This is a genomic window from Neisseria flavescens, assembly GCF_001618065.1.
GTDB lineage: Bacteria > Pseudomonadota > Gammaproteobacteria > Burkholderiales > Neisseriaceae > Neisseria > Neisseria flavescens_A.
The window spans coordinates 57,743-75,332 of the sequence record NZ_LAEI01000058.1; the positions used below are offsets into that span (position 1 = coordinate 57,743).

A 17,590-nucleotide genomic window follows, 5' to 3' on the forward strand; every position below is an offset into this window, starting at 1 on the left:
TTGTAGTATAAAGTAGGGAAATTAGGGAAAATTTTAGTCAAAATTTCGATAGTTTGGTAGAATGCCTGATAATGATATGTCGACTTTGACTTGGGTCAATAGTTATTCGGCTTAATCAGGGATTTATAGAACTATGCAGATTAAGGGTGCGTTATGGCCACACACAATGCAACACATCAAATGAAAACCTTGTGTTCCACATGTTCTTTACGCGAGCTGTGTTTGCCTGTCGGACTGATGCCTAACGAATTTTCACAATTAGATGCGGTTATTCGTCAAAGCCGCCGTCTGAAAAAAGGTGAATACCTGTTCCGTGCCGGCGAGCCGTTTACCTCTTTGTTTGCCATCCGTGCAGGCTTCTTTAAAACAACAGTCGCCAGCCAAGATGGACGAGATCAGGTAACCGGCTTTTTTATGTCGGGCGAGCTGATCGGTATGGATGGGATTTGTTCCCATATTCACAGCTGTGATGCTGTGGCTTTGGAAGACAGCGAGGTATGCGAGCTTCCGTTTACACATATTGAAGAACTCGGTCAGGATATTCCCAGCCTCCGTTCTCACTTTTTCCGCTTGATGAGCCGCGAAATTGTTCGAGATCAGGGTGTTATGCTGCTTTTGGGCAATATGCGCGCTGAAGAGCGATTGGCAGCATTCTTGCTCAACCTGTCTCAGCGTCTCTATTCACGAGGCTTTGCCGCCAATGATTTTATCTTGCGGATGTCGCGTGAGGAAATCGGCAGCTATTTGGGGCTGAAACTGGAAACAGTCAGCCGCACCTTGTCTAAATTCCATCATGAAGGCTTGATTTCGGTTGAACACAAGCACATCAAAATCTTAGATGCGACGACTTTGAAGAAAATGGTTTCCGGTTGTTCGCACGCTATCTGAATCTTAGGCCGTCTGAAATATTTCAGACGGCCTTTTTAACAAGAATTAAAGAATAATTGTTAAGTTACGCAAGTGATAGTCAGGTATTAAATTGAAAAATCTTCAACAACCGGCGTGTACAGAATGCGGTCGACTACTTCTCTGGTCAGTTTCGGTGCAAACATCTGGATAAAGTCATACGCGTAACCGCGCAGGTAAGTATCCGAGCGTAAGGCTATCCAAGTGGGCGACGGTTCAAATAAGTGTGCCGCATCAATCAGCTGCAAATCTTGATCGACAACGGGATCGTACGCCATTTTGGCCATTAATCCAACGCCCAAGCCTAAGCGGACATACGTTTTCAATACATCCGTATCGGCAGCCGATAAGGCAACATCAGGTTGCTCGATGTGCGCTTTATTAAAGGTACGCGCAATGCTGCTGCCGGAGTTGAACGCAAATTCGTAAGTAACCAGCGGAAATGAAGCCAAATCTTCAAGGCTTAAAGGATTGCGGCAGTCCAAAAGAGGGTGGTCGTGCGGAACAATGACGGCATGGTTCCATTCATAGCAGGGCAGTTTGCCCAACTCAGGATGATCATCAATCTGTTCGGTAATAATTGCCAAATCAGCTTCGCCGCTGCTGACCATTTGCGCAATCGCAGAAGGGCTGCCTTGTTTGATGGTCAAATTGACTTTAGGATAGTTTTTGACAAATTCCGCAACGATTTTGGGTAAAGCATAACGCGCCTGGGTATGCGTTGTCGCGATGGTCAGCGAACCGCTGTCATGATCGGTAAACTCGCTGCCGATATTTTTAATGTTTTGTACATCACGCAAAATCCGTTCCGAAATCTCTAATACGGCTTTGCCCGGTTGTGAAACGGAAACCACACGCTTGCCGCTGCGGATAAAAATTTGGATACCCAATTCTTCTTCAAGCAGGCGGATTTGTTTGGAAATGCCGGGCTGGGATGTAAAAAGCGCATCGGCAGCCTCGGATACATTCAGATTGTGCCGGTAAACTTCAAGGGCGTAACGTAATTGTTGCAGTTTCATGGTAGCAGTACCGAATACGTTGTTATTGTGGATTTTGTGCGACAAACGGCATGTAATTTAACATATTTTGCCCGGTTTTGCCCCAAGTTTTGAAAATGGTTGTTTTTAATGAAAATATCTTTTAATGATATGAAAACAGGAAATTCAGGAAAGAAGAGGGAAAGGGGTTTTGTTGTTTTTGTACAACTTTAGGTAGGTGAATTGTCTGATTTTGCCCTAAATTAATGACACAAGATTGATTTTTCGGCATGATTAACTACTAGGAAGCAGGCACTTCATGATTGTTTGAAGGCATCGAGTATTGACAGTTTGCCTTGCGCTTCTTTATAGTGCAACCTGATATATCCGATTTGCCGCTGTTTTGATACTGCGGCCTGTATATTGGTACTTTGCAGCGGTTGCTTTCCTAGTCCGCCGCATAACAATTTGATGAGGGAATAAAATGACCAAACAGCTGAAATTAAGCGCATTGTTCGTTGCCTTGGTTGCCTCTGGCACCGCAATGGCCAGCGAAGCGCATACCAAACACGGTTACACCGTAAGCAGCCAATCTCAAGAAATCGTCCGTAACAACTACGGCGAATGCTGGAAAAACAGCTACTTCGACAAAGCTACCCAAGGCCGTGTTGAATGTGGTGACCGCGAAGCAGTTGCTCCTGTACAACAAGCTCCTGAGTATGTTGATGAAACTGTTTCCCTGTCTTCTAAAACTCTGTTCGGCTTCGACAAAGACAACCTGCGTCCTGAAGCTCAAGAAAACCTGAACGCTTTGGCCCAACGCCTGAGCAACGAAAGCGTACAAACCGTACGTGTTGAAGGTCATACCGACTTCATGGGTTCTGAACAATACAACCAAGCTCTGTCTGAGCGTCGTGCCAACGTAGTTGCTAACTACTTGGTAGGCCGTGGCGTTGCTTCTAGCAAAATCTCTGCAGTAGGTCTGGGCGAATCTCAAGCTCAAATGACTGCTACTTGTGAAGCTGAAGTTGCTAAACTGGGCAAAAAAGTTTCTAAAGCTAAGAAACGTGCTGCTCTTATCGCTTGTATCGAACCTGACCGTCGCGTTGATGTTAAAATCCGCAGCGTTGTTACTCGTCAAGTTGCTCCAGGTCAAACTATCGAAGGTCAAGGCGAATTGCCTGCTACTGATGAAGGTTGGATCCCAGCTCCTTACAATGGCGTTCACGGTTACGCTAAACCTTAATCGGTTTGTGAAAAATGCCCTGCGATATGCAGGGCATTTTTTTATGGCTTGTATTTGAGTAATCAAGATAATTCGTGATTTCAAAATAAGAAGGGCCGTCTGAAAGATTTATTTTCAGACGGCCTTTTATTAAAACAGTTTAGTTTGGCCTGGGCCATTTCCATACGCAAACAGCGGCGAGTATTGTGCAAATCAAAAAGATGATACTGGATAAGCCGTGCCAAACACCGAATGTTCCACCTACTAGGGACAGCAGCCAGTTATCCAGCCCGTACTTGTGTGCCTCGATAACCGGCGTAACCAAAAGATGGTTGCAGGCTAAGAGTAGCCAAAGCACCAAGATCCACCAAGAAAGTGAGGCCAGCGGTTTTCTTAAAAAGGCATAGGCTGCGCCAAAAATAACTAAGCCACATAGTGCTGTAATCGCAAATAAAATGCCGGCAATTTCTCCTGCCTGCATTTTGGGCAGGATGCGGAACAGGATAGGGGCAGTAACATAGCCTGCGGTCAGCTGCATACCAAGCCACATGGCGGCAGCGGTTTGGATAATTTTGTACAGTAGATTCATTATGCTTCTCCTGGGAAGATTTCACTTTCTTTGATTATGGTGTTTTTAGATACAACAAAAGGCCGTCTGAAAATGTTTTCAGACGGCCTTTTGTTTATTTAGATATATTGTACGGCAATGATGTCATATTCACGCACGCCACCGGGTGCTTGAACTTCTGCAATGTCGCCTTCTTCTTTGCCGATTAGGGCGCGGGCAATGGGGGAGCCAACGTAGATTTTGCGTTCTTTGATGTCTGCTTCATCTTCACCGACGATTTGGTAGGTAACTTGTTCTTCAGTTTCCAAATCTTCCAGTGTCACAGTTGTGCCGAATACGATTTTGCCTTCGGCGTGGATTTCGGCAGGGTTGATGATGTGCGCCATAGAGAGTTTGTGTTCCAACTCGGCGATGCGGCCTTCGATAAAGCCTTGACGCTCTTTGGCGGCTTCGTATTCTGCGTTTTCAGACAAGTCGCCGTGCGAACGTGCTTCGGCGATGGCTTCAATGACTTCTGGACGTGCTACGCTTTTGAGGTGTTGAAGTTCTTGTTTCAACAATTCTGCACCACGGACGGTCAAAGGGATTTTTTGCATTGAGTTCTCCATGAAAGCATGATGATGCTTTTAAAATTTTATCCGGCCACACGCGGTAGCCGGATTGGAAATAAAAATACAAGCCGCCAAAGCTTGGCGGCTTGATGAATAAATAAGTAATGCCTGTATTCTACCAAATTCTGCCGAAACCGCAATGATTAAAACGGATTTTCAGTAAAGTGTTGTTTTCTGTCTATTTTGTTTTTTCAGACGGCCTGAAAACTAAATATTGAAGTATTTCAAAGCTGCATGGGAAAAACGGTTTCTTAAATGAATGTTTTTGATTAAAATGTCTGATGCTAATTCGTAATAATTAGTCTGCTTTAACTATATAAAGAGAATATATGGAAACAAAACCAACTTCCCAAAATGAACAACAGGCTAACCGCCGTTATTTGACTGTTTGGCGATGGCATTTTTATGCCGGACTTTTGGTTGCGCCGTTTTTAACTCTGCTGGCTGTTACAGGGTTGGGAATGCTGCTATTTGCCAATATTACCGGTAAAGAAGGCGAACGCATACATGTTACGCCGCAGGCAGTAGTGCAGCCTTTGTCGGCTCAGGCTGAAGCTGCCAGACAGTTTGTGAATTCGGAAACTGCCTCTGTGGTGCAATATATTGCGCCGCGCGCAGATGATATGGTTGCCGTATTTCGCGTAAACAATGATGATAAAGCCACTATGGTTGCTGTTGATCCCTATACGGCAAAAGTCGTGAACACGATGCCGCGCGGTCAAGGCTGGTATCACACGATGGATGAAATCCACGGCGATATTATGATTGGGGCGACAGGGGACTACCTGTTGGAAACCGCTGCGTCGCTAACCATCATCATGATTGTGACCGGTATTTATTTGTGGTGGGCGAAACAGCGCAGCCTGAAATCCATGCTTGTGCCGAAAGCAGGCAAAGGACGCACATGGTGGCGTAGCATGCACGGCGCATTCGGCTCTTGGGTTTCTTTGATTTTATTGCTGTTCTGTCTGTCAGGTATTGCTTGGGCAGGTATTTGGGGTGGTAAAGTGGTTCAGGCGTGGAGCCAATTTCCTGCGGGTAAATGGGGCGTGGAGCCTAATCCGGTATCTTCCGTACCAACCCATGGTGATGTGCTGAATGACGGTAAATCCAAAGAAGTGCCATGGATTTTGGAGCTGACGCCTATGCCGGTTTCCGGTACGACAATGGGTGAAAACGGCATTAATCCGAGTGAGCCGATGACGTTGGAGACGGTTGACCGCTTTGCGCGCGAAATTGGCTTTAAAGGTCGCTATCAGCTTAATTTGCCTAAGGGTGAGACCGGTGTATGGACGCTGTCGCAAGACTCAATGAGTTACGATATGATTAGTCCGACTGCGGATCGTACGGTGCACATTGATCAATACAGCGGCAAAATCCTGGTGGATATTCATTTTGATAATTATAACTGGTTTGGTAAGTTCATGGCAGCAAGTATTGCTTTGCATATGGGTACACTGGGCTGGTGGAGCGTATTGGCAAATGTCTTGTTCTGTCTGGCGATTATTTTTATCTGTGTCAGCGGCTGTGTAATGTGGTGGAAACGCCGTCCTTCGGAAGCACGTGGTTTGGTTCCTCCTGCACAGAAAATCAAATTGCCGGTATGGTGGGCAATGGCTGCGCCACTTCTGATTTTGGCCGTGATTTTCCCAACAGCCATTGCCGCAATCGCTGTTATTTGGATTTTGGATACATTGTTGTTATCACGTATCCCGGCATTGGCAAGATGGTTTAAATAACCGTCCGATGTGATTAAAGGCCGTCTGAATCTTTTGTTTCAGACGGCCTTTTGTATAAAGGTTAAAAGAGGTAGGTAAGTTACGATTCTGTTTAAGTTTATATGTAAAATGGAGATTGTGGTTGGCTTGCAGGATTGTGTAAGAAAGACGAGGAGATCTTGTATAAAAACAAAAAACCCACTTCATTGAAGTGGGTTTTTGATGAAAGCAATTAACCTTTGCGAGCAGGCAATTTTTCTTTAATGCGAGCTGCTTTACCGGTCAGGCCACGCAAGTAGTACAGTTTAGCGCGACGTACGTCACCACGGCGTTTAACTTCGATTTTTTCTACGGTAGGAGAGTACAGTTGGAAAGTACGTTCTACACCTTCGCCGCTAGAGATTTTGCGAACGATGAAGTTGCTGTTCAGGCCACGGTTGCGGCGAGCGATAACAACACCTTCGTATGCTTGCAGACGGCTGCGAGAACCCTCAACCACGCGTACAGATACGACAACGGTGTCGCCTGGAGCGAATTCAGGGATTTCTTTGTTCAAGCGAGCGATTTCTTCTTGCTCTAATTGTTGAATCAAGTTCATTTGTTTTTCCTAAGTTATGATTGGATTTCCTGTTGCTCTTGCAAGATTTCTTTTAAGAGGCGGGATTCCTTTGGGATTAAACTGCGCTTTTCCAATAAATCGGGTCGGCGCTCTAAAGTGCGTTGTAGAGATTGTTTCAATCGCCACTCGGCAATCAAGCCATGATTTCCTGAACGTAAGACATCAGGAACCATCATGCCTTGGAATTCTACGGGTTTGGTGTAATGAGGACAATCTAAAAGGCCGTCTGAAAATGAGTCTTGTTCAGCTGACTGTATATCGCCCAATACACCCGGTACCAATCTTAAGACGGCATCCATCAACATCATAGCGGGTAATTCACCGCCCGAGACGACAAAGTCGCCAATGCTGATTTCTTCGTCCACACTGCTTTGCAGCAGTCTTTCATCTATGCCTTCATAGCGTCCGCATAGAAGAATAAGATGGGGCAGTTCGGCAAGTTCTGCGGCCTTTTTATGCGTCAGCGGCCGACCTTGCGGACTGAGATAAATTACTTTGGCAGGTTTTTGCGAGTTTGCTTTGGCTTCTTCGATTGCAGATTGAAGCGGTGGAGCCATCATAATCATTCCCGGACCACCTCCGAAGGGGCGATCGTCGATATAGCCAAGTTTGTTGTCGGCAAATTTTCGGGGATTGATGGCTTGAAACTGCCAAAGATTTTGTTTTCTTGCTCTGCCTGTAACGCCATATTCGACAATGCTGTCGAACATCTCCGGGAAAATGGTGATGGCTTGAATCAGCATCAGTAGTCCAAACCCCAGTCGGCAATAATGGTTTTGCTGTCGGTATCGACAGATTCGATATAGTTGGAGACAAAGGGAATCAGGATTTGTCCATGTTCGCCTTTAATCATCAAAACATCATTTGCACCGGTTTCCATCAGGTTGCTGACTTTGCCGAGGACGATGTTTCTTTGTTGATGACGGTCATGCCGACTAAATCTGCCCAGTAGTATTCGTCTTCCTCAGTAGAGGCGAATGACTCTCTGGGGACTTCGATGGTATAGCCGCGCAAGGCAAATGCTTGGTCGCGATCGTCTATACCTTCAAATTTGACCTGAAGTTCGCCATTGACAATTTTACCTGCCTCAAGCACAACATTCAGGGTTTTGCCATCCTTGCACAACTGCCACTCGGGGTAGTCCAGCAGGCTGTCGGTATATTCGGTATTGGCAGCAATTTTAAGCCAGCCTTTAATGCCGAATACGCCTTTGATGTAGCCCATGGCTACCCGTTTTTGAGTGTCTGTCATGGTCGTTTCGGCTGATTAAGCAGCGATTTTTTGCTCTTTAATCAGTTTGGCAACTGCATCGCTAACTTTCGCGCCTTGAGCAACCCAGTGGTTGATGCGGTCTGCGTCGAAACGTACGCGTTCTTGTTTTTCGTTGGCAACGGGGTTGTAGAAACCTACGCGCTCGATGAAGCGGCCGTCACGACGGTTGCGAGAGTCAGTTACGACTACGTTGAAGAAAGGGCGGTGTTTTGAGCCGCCGCGAGCCAAACGGATAACTACCATTTTGAGTCCTTTTGAAAAATGCGGATATATAGAAACCGCTAATTTTAGGATATTTCACACGGGTTATGCAAGTTTTTATTTGTTTTTGTTGCTGTTTTGCCATTCGTTCAAATCGAGGCTGGCTTGATACAGTCCGCGGTCGGTTTCCGACGGGGTAACGGTAAATCCTGATTTTTCAGCGAGTTTGAGCATTGGGGTGTTTTCTTTGAGGATTTCCGCATTCATGATTTGATAACCTTGCTGTGTGGCAGTTTGGATAATGAGGCTCATCATTTTGCCAGCCAAGCCGGTTTTGCGTGTTTCAGGTGCTAAAGTAATGCCGAACTCGCACTCATTACGATTGATGCGGCTGTAACGGCTAACTGCGACGATACGGCCGTCTGAAGCGAAGGCTGCCCATGCGCATTCGGTATGGAAATCGGGACGGGTCAGCCGTGCGAGTGTGGGTAGCGGTAACTCGTTGGTATGGGTCATGAAGCGAGTATAGCGGTCGGCCGCGGGTAATTGGCGGACAAATTTTTGTTTGGCTTCGGCATCTTCAGGTTCTAGTGCGCGGATGTGCAGTGTGTTGCCGTCGGGCAGGGTAAAGGTATCGGTTTGGCTCGGATAGGGTGCGAGTACGTTTTGTATCTCGGGCGTTTCGGTTTTAGGGTGCAGCAGCTCGGACGCGGCTTCGCCGGTGTTGCGTAGGAATTCGGCTGCGGCCGGATTTTTTTGTTGGAGGTAGGCGGCGGCACTTTGCATTTTAGCGGCGGCCTGTTCTAAGGTTTGGACGGCTTTTTTAGGAATTTTGGTTGTTGGTGCAGCAGGTTTTTCCACGATTTCTGGAATGATGGTGCTGCTGTATTGGCTGCCGTTGTAGTTGAGGATGATGTCGCCGATATGCTGGTTGTTGTGGATAAGCGTGTTTAGGGAATGCAGGAATTGATTGAGAACGGAAGTGTTGTAGAGTTCTGCAAATTGGCTTAAACGTTGGATATCGAGTGTGGTAAATGGAGGTAATGCGGCTTCGGTTTTGCCGTTGTAATGGGCGGAAAGGATATTGCCGTAAATGGCATGGCGGCTGAACCGGAACTGGACGGCATTGTGTTTTTGGGTTTGGCACGGAGGCAGGTATAGGGCTTCCGCCATCAGTTCGGTTTGGCCGGAAGCAATGGCTTTATCGATACTTTTGCTTTTGGGTGTTTTCAGACGGCCTGTTTTGGCTGGCGCAGGGGTATTTTGCACTTGTAGCAAATAGGCGGTTTGATTGCGGAAATAAAGTGTCAGCAAGGCTTCTTCCGGTGTGTTAAACCGAGTCAGGCCGTCTGAAAAACGATAACTGACGAGAATGGGCTTGCTGGTTTTTTGTGCCAAATTATCCAGAGTTTGATGAATGCTGTACGCATCCGGCGTATCTGGCGAAATAATGCCGAGCAGGGCTTGAGTATGCGGATTTTGTAATTGTTCGAGTGCCAAGCGGTGGATGCGTGCAGGCGTGGGGTTGCTACCGATGCAGCCTTGTCGGATGGATGGTACATCGGTTGGGAGGTCGAGGGTCAATTCGCAGGCATTGGCGGTAGTGCGCAGCCATTCTATCGGCGTGTCGGACAGAATGGTGGGGTGGGTAATGACGGGAATGCCGGAAAGGTGGGCTTTTAGGGCTGCTTCCAGTTCGGCGTTATTGAATACCGGTTGGAAATTGCAATGGCGGCTGAGGCTGCGCAGGATGGCTTTGTCTGTGTCGTCGGTGTAATGTGTGGACAACAGGATAAGCGGAGTGTGGCGTGTAAAGTGGCGGATGGCACTGAACAGCTCGCGTTGGTTTTCGGCCGGATTGTAGTGGATCACGGCAACTTTGGTATGGCGGTTGTGGCCGAAGCGGTTGAGCCAGTCGGCGGATGTAGTGGGGCTTAGGTCATAGTTGAGGCTGATGTGGCGTGATGCGCCTTGGTGCAGCGTGTTCAGCAGGTGGTTGATGTTGCGGCTGATGGTGCTGTGGCCGGTCAGTAACGCGATATGGCCGGCAGGATAGTCGGTTTGGGTGCCGATGTTGAGGTTGAGCGAGGGGAGTTGGATGCCTGCGCTGTTGCACACGGTGATGTTCAATTCGTCGCCGTGATGTTTTTGAATGATGGAACGGGCGTTTTTGCAGGATTCGGGTGGCAGGTTTTCCCAATCTTGAATCAGGATAATGTGGCGCAGGTCTTTTTTACGGCAGGCTTTGAACAGCGAGTCGTAATGGTCGGGCGGGATAACGGCAACAACCAAATCGGCTTGGCCCGGGATTTTGCTGAGGCTGGAGTAGGAGGGAATGCCAGCGACACTGCTGTGTCGAAGATTGACGGGGGTGATTTTGCCTTGATATGTGGAACCGAGCAGGTGGCTGAAAATGCGTTCGCCAAGGCTGTGCGGACGTTCGCTGGCACCGACGAGGATGATGTGTTCAGGCATGAAGAAGTAGCCGGTTTGGACGGTTGCACTCATGATGGTTCCTTATTTGTGTTTTTGGCCGTCTGAAAAGTTTCAGACGGCCTTATTTTTAGACTTCTTTTTTGTCTCCGGCTTTCTTTTTGGGAAGGATAAAACGCATCCTCAGGCCGTTGGGTTTGACATTTTCAGCAATGATTTTACCGCAGTGCTGTTCCATAATATGCTGCGTCAAGGCAAGCCCTAAACCTGTACCGGGCTTGTGCGCACTGGAGTCGGTGCGATAAAAGGCAGTGAAAATATGCGGAAGCTGCATTTCATCTACGCCAGGCCCGTTGTCGGTAACATCGATAATCCAGTTTTTGCCGTCTTGTCCGATATGGGTTTGAATGGTGCTGCCTTCCGGACTGTAATTGATGGCATTGCGGATAACGTTGTCAAAGGCGCGGTATAGATAGCCTTCGTTGGCGCTGACTACGGCATTTTCGGGGATTTTTGGATCAATGCTCAGGGTAACGCTTTGGTTGTTTTGGTGGGCAATGCTTTGGTTGTCCTCAATCAAGTTGGTCAGGAAAGGAACGAGTTTGAGGTTTTCTTTTTCCAAAGGAATATTGGAAGTCTCTAGGCGGGAGAGGGTCAATAATTCACCTACCAAAGTATCCATGCGCACCAATTCGCCTTCAAGCCGCTTGAGGTATTGCTCTTGTTTTTGCGGCTGAGATTGAATCAGGCCGACAATTGCCTGCATGCGCGCCAGCGGCGAGCGCATTTCATGAGAAACGTGGTGAAGCAGGTGGCGCTCTTTGGCAACAAGTTTTTCAAGCTTTTCGGCCATTTTGTCGAACTGCACGGCAAGGTGGGATAATTCGTCGTCACGGTCGTCAACTTGTTGGGAAATGCGGGTTTCGAGTTCGCCGTTGGCTACTCTGTCCATGCCGCCGCCCAAAATTTTAATAGGCTTGGTAATGTTGTTGGCAAGGATGTATGCCATCAGCAGGCCGACGATGATGATGAAAGACAGAATAATAAATTCGTGCCAAATAGGCGAAAGCGGCAGGCCGGGAATGAAGAGCGGGCTGGGGAGGCGCTGGGCTTGATGATTGTCCCAGCCTTTAATGAAGAAGAGGTATTCTTCGCCGAAGCGGTCGTATTCGATGTGGGCTAAATCGGATTCGGGGTTGTTGATGGCAAAGATGCGGGCGCGTTCGATGGACAGGCTGTCGATATTGCGGCCTAAAATGTCTTTTTTATCGTCGCCGGTAATTACATAAACGGCATTGGAAACCGGATTGTTTTTCCATTCCGAAAGAATTTCGCGCGCACCGCTGTCTCCGCGCGAGTTAAACGCGGAGATGATGCTGCTCATCAATGTGGTTTCGATGGTGCGGCGCTGGTTGAATTGGTTTTCGGCGAGGGTGTTTTGTACCAGCCAAAATGAAAAACTCGCCACAAAGATTGCGCAGACGATGACTGCGCAAAATGTGGCGAAGATGCGTTGAAACAGTTTCATTGATCTGTTTAATCTTTAGTTTTTAACAAACAGGTAGCCTAAGCCGCGTACAGTTTGAATCAGGGAAGCATCGCCCAGTTTGTGGCGGATGCTGGAGATGTGTACGTCGATGCTGCGGTCAAATTTAGCCAGTTTGCGGTCGAGTGCTTCGATGGACAGGGTCTCTTTGCTGACAACTTGTCCGGCGTGGCGCATCAAAACTTCGAGCAGGTTGAATTCGGTGCTGGTCAACTCGAGCGGAGTGTCTTTGATGCTGGCTTGGCGTTTGGCCGGGTACAAAACGACGTCGCTGACAGAAATGCTGTTAGGAGCGTTGTTTTGTTCGTTGCTGTGTTGCGCACGGCGTAGGATGGCGTTGATGCGGGCTAAGAGTTCGCGCGGTGTACATGGTTTCGGAACATAATCGTCCGCACCCATTTCCAGACCGATGATGCGGTCGATGTCGTCGCCTTTCGCGGTCAGCATGATGATGGGTACGGTGCTTTGGGTGCGTACGTTTTTCAGTACGTCCAAACCGTTCATTTTAGGCATCATGGAGTCTAATACGACGACATCGTATTGTCCGGTCAGAATTTCTTGAACGCCGGCTTCGCCGTCGGGAACGCTATGAACGTTGAGGCCCTCGGCAGTCAGGTATTCGGTCAGCAATTCGGTCAAGAGAGCATCGTCATCTACGAGTAATACGCGACTCATGGAATTTCCTTTTCGTGATTGTATGCGCTGCGGTACTAAATGGCAGTACGGCGCTTAAAATAGAGTTGTGTTCAATCTTAACATGCAATCTGCTTTTGTTGATAGCGTAATTTTCTGTGCTTTTGCGCTTTTTTGCATAGAAACTCGCTGCTCTTTACATTTTCAGACGGCCTGTAAGGACAAACTGACAATTGAGTGTGTTTTGTTTAGGGTTTATCACATGATTTGGCAGTTTGGTGTTTCGGTGCATTGATGAAATCTTTGCAATCTAACAAAAGTTTAGGCAGCAGAGGGGCGAATACCGGATGGCTGCGTATTTTGTCGGCGTAGAAATACATCATATATGGGTAATAATATTGTACTGCCTGCATCCATTGCGCACCTTCTTCTTTTTTGCCTTGTCGATATAGGTAGAGACCGACTTGATAGGCGCTGGAGTAGGGGCGGTAGGTCAGGGCTTTGAGTGCGGCTTCTTCCGCCCACGGGCGGATGTAGGCATCGGTCGGGTCGGCACGTTTGCTCAAACTTAAATCGGCGTAATAGGCAAGCATGGGGCTTTCTTTGGAGAGCTGCTGCAAGCCGTAGATTTTGTTTTGAACCGTTTGCGGATCGTCGGTTTTTCCTACACGGCTATATTGGGTCAGATTTTGATATTCCCAGCTGAGGTTTGCCATGCCGATTAAAATCGATAAAGCAGCTATACCGCCTGCCCACTGTCTGATTCGGGTAGATAAAAGGCCGTCTGAAACATCTTTCGGATAAGAAGGTGTCAGCGATAGGATCAGGCTGAATACGGTGAGGAAGTAGATATACCAAAGCGGATATTCGAGCATGCTGTGGCAGAGGCTGACGGCGGCGGCAGTCAGTAAAAACAGGGAAGCTGGCATTTGGTTGCGTCCCAACAGTCGCCATACGGCTGCAAGCAGGGTTAAGGCTGCAAGCAAGGTGCCGGCAATGCCCATTTCGGACAATAACTGCATGACGATATTGTGCGAATGGGTAAACAGTACGCCGAGGATGTTGTTGGGGAAGTATTGTTGTTGGGCATTGATCAGGAAGGTTTGTTGGGCAAAACTGTTCCAGCCGTGGCCGAACCAAGGTGCGGATTGAAAGGCAATCCATGCTTTGCTCCATTCGATTTGGCGCATGGAGCCTTCAAAACCGCTGGTGCCTGCGCGTTCGACAGCAGTTTCGTATTTGATGTTGCCAAACAAATCCAACAGGCTGCCCATGCCGAATTGGAAAGCGGCGGCCAGGATTGCGGTCAGAAGGAAAATGCACAGTGCGCGTTTGTGTTGGAAATGGGTACGCCAAAACCATAACGGCGTAATCAGGAATAGGGCGGCAATGTAGCCTAAGATGGTGCGTGAGTTGACCAGGCCGAGGGTTGCGGTCAAAGCCAATACAAACAGAAAACCTGCTGTATTGGACATTTTGCGTGCCGTCCATAAATAGGATGCCGCCAAAATGCCCCACATTAAATAATGTCCCAAATGATTGCGCTGGCCGAGTTGACCGTTTACGGTGCCGTTGCTTCGGGCAATGATGCCGTTCAACCACTCTACGTTGGACCAGCCTTTAAATTGCAGCCAGACGATGGCGGCCTGTATGGTTGCCCCTATCAATAAAGACCAAGCGAAGATGCTGACGACGCGTTCTTGTCCGTAGGCCGTTACCCAGCCGCGAACCGACCATGCGCCCAGTGCCAAAATGACAAAGGCCCAGGCAGTAATATCGCTCATGCCGGGGTAGGTCGAATGCATGAAGCGCGCTTGGAGCGACCAAAATGCAGCCATGGCAAACAAGCCGATACTGAGTGCGGGAAGGCGGATATTCAACAGGCCTTTGTGTGCGCTAATCAATGTCAGGACCAATAAGCCGCTCAGTGAGATGGCTTCTAAATAAAAGCTGGGCAGTGGACCGACTCGGTAGAGTGAAAGAAAAGGGATGGCGCAAATCCAAAGAAAACTGAGCCATAAAGGCCAAAAGGTTTTCACTGAAGATTCGGTCAGGCCATCTGAAAGTGTGTGGTAGGTCATTTTGATGTGTGTTTTTGTTGTTTGATAAATGCAAGGCAGCCGAGGAAAAAAGCAATGCACAATAATACGGAAACGGCGGCGCAAATCCGGCTGGCGAGAGCCGTGTCTGCCAGGCGCATACAGGCTTCGGCAAAGTAAATCAGAATCAGCATGGAGCTGTATTGGTAAGTGTAGATGCGTTTTTTCAAAATGCCGGTTAACGGCAAGCACAAAGGCAGGGCTTTCAGTGCCAACCATGAGCCGCCTTCGCGCAATGGCGCGATCCATAATTCCCATGATAAGGAAAGCAGAATCAGTAGGATAAGGCTTATGGAAGTTGCAAGATAAGGTAATGGGGAGCGTGTATTGTTCACAATATTGAGGGCGTAAAGCCGTACTGGAAAACTTAAAATTATACCGCTAAAAAGGCAGGGTAAGCCAAGAATATTGTTTAAAGATGCTGAAGAAAGGATTTATTGTTTTTTCTTCAAACGAATGAAACTTTATCTTTTTTTATAGTCTTATTAATATATATATCTAATAAAGATTGTGCTACTATTATAAATACTTTATCTTAGGAGGATAGAAAACCATGAATCGCGTTGCTGAAGTTATCCGTGATGATATTAAAGTAATGACAGCCTATCAGGTTGCCGATTTGCCGGAAGGTTTTATTAAGTTGGACGCCATGGAGTGTCCGCATCATCCTTTCGCCGGGTATGAATCTTTATTGTCAGAATGGGCGGACTTGGCAAAGCAGGCTCCGATTCATTTGTATCCCCATACTGCCAAGAGCGGTATTTATGAAGAATTGAGGGAAGTTTTCGGTATTCCCGATAAAGCGGAAATCGCATTGGGTAACGGCTCCGACGAGCTTATCCAGTTTTTGACTATGCTGGTTGCCAAACCAAATGCGCGTGTATTGGGTATTGAGCCAAGTTTCGTTATGTATCGTCATAATGCCGCGCTTTATGGCATGGAATATGTCGGTGTTCCCTTAAATCCGGATTTCTCTGTAAATCTCCCTGCCGTTTTGACCGCTATCGAGCAACAGCAGCCGTCATTAATTTTTATTGCCTATCCCAATAATCCTACCGGCGTGTGCTTTAAGCGAGAAGAAGTAGAGGCGGTCATTCGTGCGGCTACCGGCATTGCGGTTGTCGATGAGGCATATGGAGCGTTTCATCATGACAGTTTTCTTCCGTGGGCGGGAGAAGTCGAAAACCTGGTCGTAATGCGTACCATCAGTAAAATCGGCTTTGCAGGCTTGCGGATGGGATATGCAGCGGCAAGTCCAAGCATTATGGGTGAACTGGCCAAAATCCTTCCGCCTTACAATATGAATCAATTAAGCTTGGCGGCGGCAAAATTCTCATTGAAACATCATCAAATCATTCAGCAAAACATTGATACATTAAAAAACGAGCGTTCGCGCGTGATGAATGAATTGTTGAAATTAAACCGTTTGGAAGTTTTTCCGAGCGAAGCCAACTTTATTACCGTTCGCGTACCTGATGCGAACGGGTTGTTTGAAACATTGAAGCAAAACTGCATACTGATTAAAAAATTGCATGGCAGCCATCCGCTTTTGGATCAGTGTGTCCGCATAACCATAGGCTCGGCAGCGCAAAATGATGCCGTCTTGGCCGTTATTAAAAACCTTTACCCCAATCTTTGATTTCAAGGAAACTACCATTATGAATAAAGCTCAATTGCATTTGACCAATTTTCTGTTACTGGTTGAAGAAGCCGGCTCATTGACCAAGCTTGCACGCGCATGCGGTTATGAAAACTCCGCCTCTTTGTCTCAGCTCAAGCGCCGTTTGGAACAACAAGCAGGCGATGAGTCTGCACGCGGCATTCGTCCGAGCCTGGCTGCGAAGTTGGAATCCGGCATGCACAAACGCAAAGGCTGGCTGAACCGTGATCACAGCAAAGACCAAGAAAAAGCAGCAGTTGAAGCGGCGCGTTTGGAAAAACAAACTGTCGAAACAGCCAAAGCTGGTGTTTCAACTGAAGGCCGTTTTGTTACTGTTACCCGTAATACCTGCGAAACCCAAATCACCGTTAGCCTCAATCTTGACGGGACCGGCAAATATCGTCTGGATACCGGCGTTCCTTTCCTTGAACATATGCTTGCCCAAGTAGCGCGCCATGGTTTGATTGACTTGGATATTACCTGCAAAGGCGATTTGCACATTGACGACCATCACACGGTTGAAGACATCGGTATCGTGGTGGGTCAGGCCCTGAAACAAGCGCTTGGCAATAAAGCCGGCATTACCCGTTATGGCCATGCCTATGTTCCGCTGGATGAAGCGTTGAGCCGTGTAGTCATCGACCTTTCCGGTCGCCCTGGTTTGGTGTACAACATCGACTTTACCCGCGCCCTGATCGGCCGTTTTGATGTCGATTTGTTTGAAGAATTTTTCCATGGTCTTGTGAACCACAGCATGATGACCTTGCACATCGATAACTTGAGCGGCCGTAATGCGCACCATCAAGCCGAGACCGTTTTCAAAGCCTTCGGCCGCGCATTGCGCATGGCGGTCGAATACGATCCACGCATGATGGGTCAAACGCCTTCTACCAAAGGCACACTGAGCGAAGAGTCTGTTCAGGAAGAAGCAGAAGCCGCATCTGAAGAATAAGGCATCGTGTGAATGAATAAAGGCCGTCTGAAACCGATCGGGATTTCAGACGGCCTGAGACCTTTGCAAAATTCCCCAAAATCCCCTAAATTCCCACCAAGACATTTAGGGGATTTCTCATGAGCACCTTCTTCCAGCAAACCGCACAAGCCATGATCGCCAAACACATC

At 47.7% G+C, this 17,590-nt stretch carries 17 protein-coding genes and 1 pseudogene; 5 read left to right on the forward strand and 13 right to left on the reverse strand.

Translation table 11 applies throughout. The annotated features are described in order from the left end of the window. The first annotated feature begins 153 nt into the window (after window positions 1-153). The gene (fnr, locus tag TW89_RS09165; protein ID WP_039862092.1) at window positions 154-888 is read left to right on the forward strand and encodes a fumarate/nitrate reduction transcriptional regulator Fnr; all 735 of its coding nucleotides are present in this window, start codon (window positions 154-156) and stop codon (window positions 886-888) included. An 86-nt stretch (window positions 889-974) separates the two neighbouring features. Here the strand turns inward: fnr and TW89_RS09170 are convergent, their stop codons facing one another. Further along, window positions 975-1,925 carry a CysB family HTH-type transcriptional regulator gene (locus TW89_RS09170; RefSeq protein WP_049336754.1) on the reverse strand — a complete coding sequence of 317 codons (951 nt, stop codon included), beginning with the start codon at window positions 1,923-1,925 and terminating at the stop codon, window positions 975-977. A 442-nt stretch (window positions 1,926-2,367) separates the two neighbouring features. Here TW89_RS09170 and TW89_RS09180 point away from each other — a divergent pair, with 442 nt between their 5' ends. Next, on the forward strand, window positions 2,368-3,129 hold the full coding sequence (locus TW89_RS09180) for an OmpA family protein (RefSeq protein WP_063069187.1): 762 nt from the start codon (window positions 2,368-2,370) through the stop codon (window positions 3,127-3,129). 139 nt (window positions 3,130-3,268) lie between these two features. Here the strand turns inward: TW89_RS09180 and TW89_RS09185 are convergent, their stop codons facing one another. Both TW89_RS09185 and greA read right to left on the reverse strand, forming a co-directional pair. Next, window positions 3,269-3,697 (reverse strand): DUF4149 domain-containing protein, encoded by a 429-nt coding sequence (locus tag TW89_RS09185; RefSeq protein WP_128581245.1) that lies wholly within the window; start codon window positions 3,695-3,697, stop codon window positions 3,269-3,271. A gap of 98 nt (window positions 3,698-3,795) precedes the next feature. Then, window positions 3,796-4,272 carry a transcription elongation factor GreA gene (gene greA, locus TW89_RS09190; protein WP_101755904.1) on the reverse strand — a complete coding sequence of 159 codons (477 nt, stop codon included), beginning with the start codon at window positions 4,270-4,272 and terminating at the stop codon, window positions 3,796-3,798. Window positions 4,273-4,616: 344 nt separating this feature from the next. On the opposite strand from greA, the gene TW89_RS09195 reads away from it, so the two are divergent. Then, window positions 4,617-6,026, forward strand: a complete 1,410-nt coding sequence (locus TW89_RS09195) for a PepSY-associated TM helix domain-containing protein (protein WP_128581246.1) — start codon at window positions 4,617-4,619, stop codon at window positions 6,024-6,026. A gap of 211 nt (window positions 6,027-6,237) precedes the next feature. Here TW89_RS09195 and rplS read toward each other — a convergent pair whose 3' ends face one another. The 9 genes and pseudogenes from rplS to TW89_RS09240 all read right to left on the reverse strand — a co-directional run bounded on the left by rplS (window position 6,238) and on the right by TW89_RS09240 (window position 15,143). Next, entirely contained in the window at window positions 6,238-6,603 is a 366-nt protein-coding gene (gene rplS / locus TW89_RS09200; RefSeq protein WP_003679470.1) for a 50S ribosomal protein L19, read from the reverse strand. A gap of 14 nt (window positions 6,604-6,617) precedes the next feature. Next, complete coding sequence (trmD, locus tag TW89_RS09205) at window positions 6,618-7,367, reverse strand: tRNA (guanosine(37)-N1)-methyltransferase TrmD (protein ID WP_070646191.1); 750 nt, start codon at window positions 7,365-7,367, stop codon at window positions 6,618-6,620. Beyond that, window positions 7,367-7,875, reverse strand: a pseudogene (gene rimM / locus TW89_RS09210) (ribosome maturation factor RimM). The gene trmD and the pseudogene rimM overlap by 1 nt, the downstream one beginning before the upstream one ends. 15 nt (window positions 7,876-7,890) lie before the next feature. Then, window positions 7,891-8,139 (reverse strand): 30S ribosomal protein S16, encoded by a 249-nt coding sequence (gene rpsP / locus TW89_RS09215; RefSeq protein ID WP_003684452.1) that lies wholly within the window; start codon window positions 8,137-8,139, stop codon window positions 7,891-7,893. Window positions 8,140-8,214: 75 nt separating this feature from the next. Beyond that, window positions 8,215-10,605, reverse strand: coding sequence for a bifunctional acetate--CoA ligase family protein/GNAT family N-acetyltransferase (locus tag TW89_RS09220; RefSeq protein WP_128581247.1), 2,391 nt, complete (start codon window positions 10,603-10,605; stop codon window positions 8,215-8,217). Between the two features lie 55 nt (window positions 10,606-10,660). Beyond that, a complete protein-coding gene (locus TW89_RS09225; RefSeq protein WP_128581248.1) occupies window positions 10,661-12,058 on the reverse strand; it encodes a HAMP domain-containing sensor histidine kinase in 1,398 nt (465 codons plus the stop codon). A 15-nt stretch (window positions 12,059-12,073) separates the two neighbouring features. Continuing rightward, entirely contained in the window at window positions 12,074-12,751 is a 678-nt protein-coding gene (misR, locus tag TW89_RS09230; protein WP_003748666.1) for a two-component system response regulator MisR, read from the reverse strand. A 206-nt stretch (window positions 12,752-12,957) separates the two neighbouring features. Continuing rightward, on the reverse strand, window positions 12,958-14,790 hold the full coding sequence (locus tag TW89_RS09235; RefSeq protein WP_128581249.1) for a PglL family O-oligosaccharyltransferase: 1,833 nt from the start codon (window positions 14,788-14,790) through the stop codon (window positions 12,958-12,960). After that, entirely contained in the window at window positions 14,787-15,143 is a 357-nt protein-coding gene (locus tag TW89_RS09240) for a DUF2069 domain-containing protein (protein WP_039862096.1), read from the reverse strand. The genes TW89_RS09235 and TW89_RS09240 overlap by 4 nt, the downstream gene beginning before the upstream one ends. A 218-nt stretch (window positions 15,144-15,361) precedes the next feature. Between TW89_RS09240 and hisC the strand changes: the two genes are divergently transcribed. Both hisC and hisB read left to right on the forward strand, forming a co-directional pair. Beyond that, window positions 15,362-16,447: a histidinol-phosphate transaminase gene (gene hisC, locus TW89_RS09245; protein WP_128581250.1), complete on the forward strand. Its 1,086-nt coding sequence runs from the start codon at window positions 15,362-15,364 to the stop codon at window positions 16,445-16,447. Window positions 16,448-16,466: 19 nt separating this feature from the next. Beyond that, window positions 16,467-17,420, forward strand: coding sequence for an imidazoleglycerol-phosphate dehydratase HisB (hisB, locus tag TW89_RS09250; protein ID WP_128581251.1), 954 nt, complete (start codon window positions 16,467-16,469; stop codon window positions 17,418-17,420). On the opposite strand, the gene TW89_RS11870 is transcribed toward hisB, so the two are convergent. Further along, window positions 17,387-17,590: hypothetical protein (locus TW89_RS11870; RefSeq protein ID WP_225522201.1), on the reverse strand; the 204-nt coding region annotated here is incomplete at its 5' end. The two genes, hisB and TW89_RS11870, sit on opposite strands and share 34 nt — an antisense overlap.

Bases quoted from the DNA above. Each gene is read 5' to 3' on its own strand.
- fnr (WP_039862092.1), top strand. From the start codon at position 154: ATGGCCACACACAATGCAACACATCAAATGAAAACCTTGTGTTCCACA.
- TW89_RS09170 (WP_049336754.1), bottom strand. From the start codon at position 1,925: ATGAAACTGCAACAATTACGTTACGCCCTTGAAGTTTACCGGCACAAT.
- TW89_RS09180 (WP_063069187.1), top strand. From the start codon at position 2,368: ATGACCAAACAGCTGAAATTAAGCGCATTGTTCGTTGCCTTGGTTGCC.
- TW89_RS09185 (WP_128581245.1), bottom strand. From the start codon at position 3,697: ATGAATCTACTGTACAAAATTATCCAAACCGCTGCCGCCATGTGGCTT.
- greA (WP_101755904.1), bottom strand. From the start codon at position 4,272: ATGCAAAAAATCCCTTTGACCGTCCGTGGTGCAGAATTGTTGAAACAA.
- TW89_RS09195 (WP_128581246.1), top strand. From the start codon at position 4,617: ATGGAAACAAAACCAACTTCCCAAAATGAACAACAGGCTAACCGCCGT.
- rplS (WP_003679470.1), bottom strand. From the start codon at position 6,603: ATGAACTTGATTCAACAATTAGAGCAAGAAGAAATCGCTCGCTTGAAC.
- trmD (WP_070646191.1), bottom strand. From the start codon at position 7,367: ATGCTGATTCAAGCCATCACCATTTTCCCGGAGATGTTCGACAGCATT.
- rpsP (WP_003684452.1), bottom strand. From the start codon at position 8,139: ATGGTAGTTATCCGTTTGGCTCGCGGCGGCTCAAAACACCGCCCTTTC.
- TW89_RS09220 (WP_128581247.1), bottom strand. From the start codon at position 10,605: ATGAGTGCAACCGTCCAAACCGGCTACTTCTTCATGCCTGAACACATC.
- TW89_RS09225 (WP_128581248.1), bottom strand. From the start codon at position 12,058: ATGAAACTGTTTCAACGCATCTTCGCCACATTTTGCGCAGTCATCGTC.
- misR (WP_003748666.1), bottom strand. From the start codon at position 12,751: ATGAGTCGCGTATTACTCGTAGATGACGATGCTCTCTTGACCGAATTG.
- TW89_RS09235 (WP_128581249.1), bottom strand. From the start codon at position 14,790: ATGACCTACCACACACTTTCAGATGGCCTGACCGAATCTTCAGTGAAA.
- hisC (WP_128581250.1), top strand. From the start codon at position 15,362: ATGAATCGCGTTGCTGAAGTTATCCGTGATGATATTAAAGTAATGACA.
- hisB (WP_128581251.1), top strand. From the start codon at position 16,467: ATGAATAAAGCTCAATTGCATTTGACCAATTTTCTGTTACTGGTTGAA.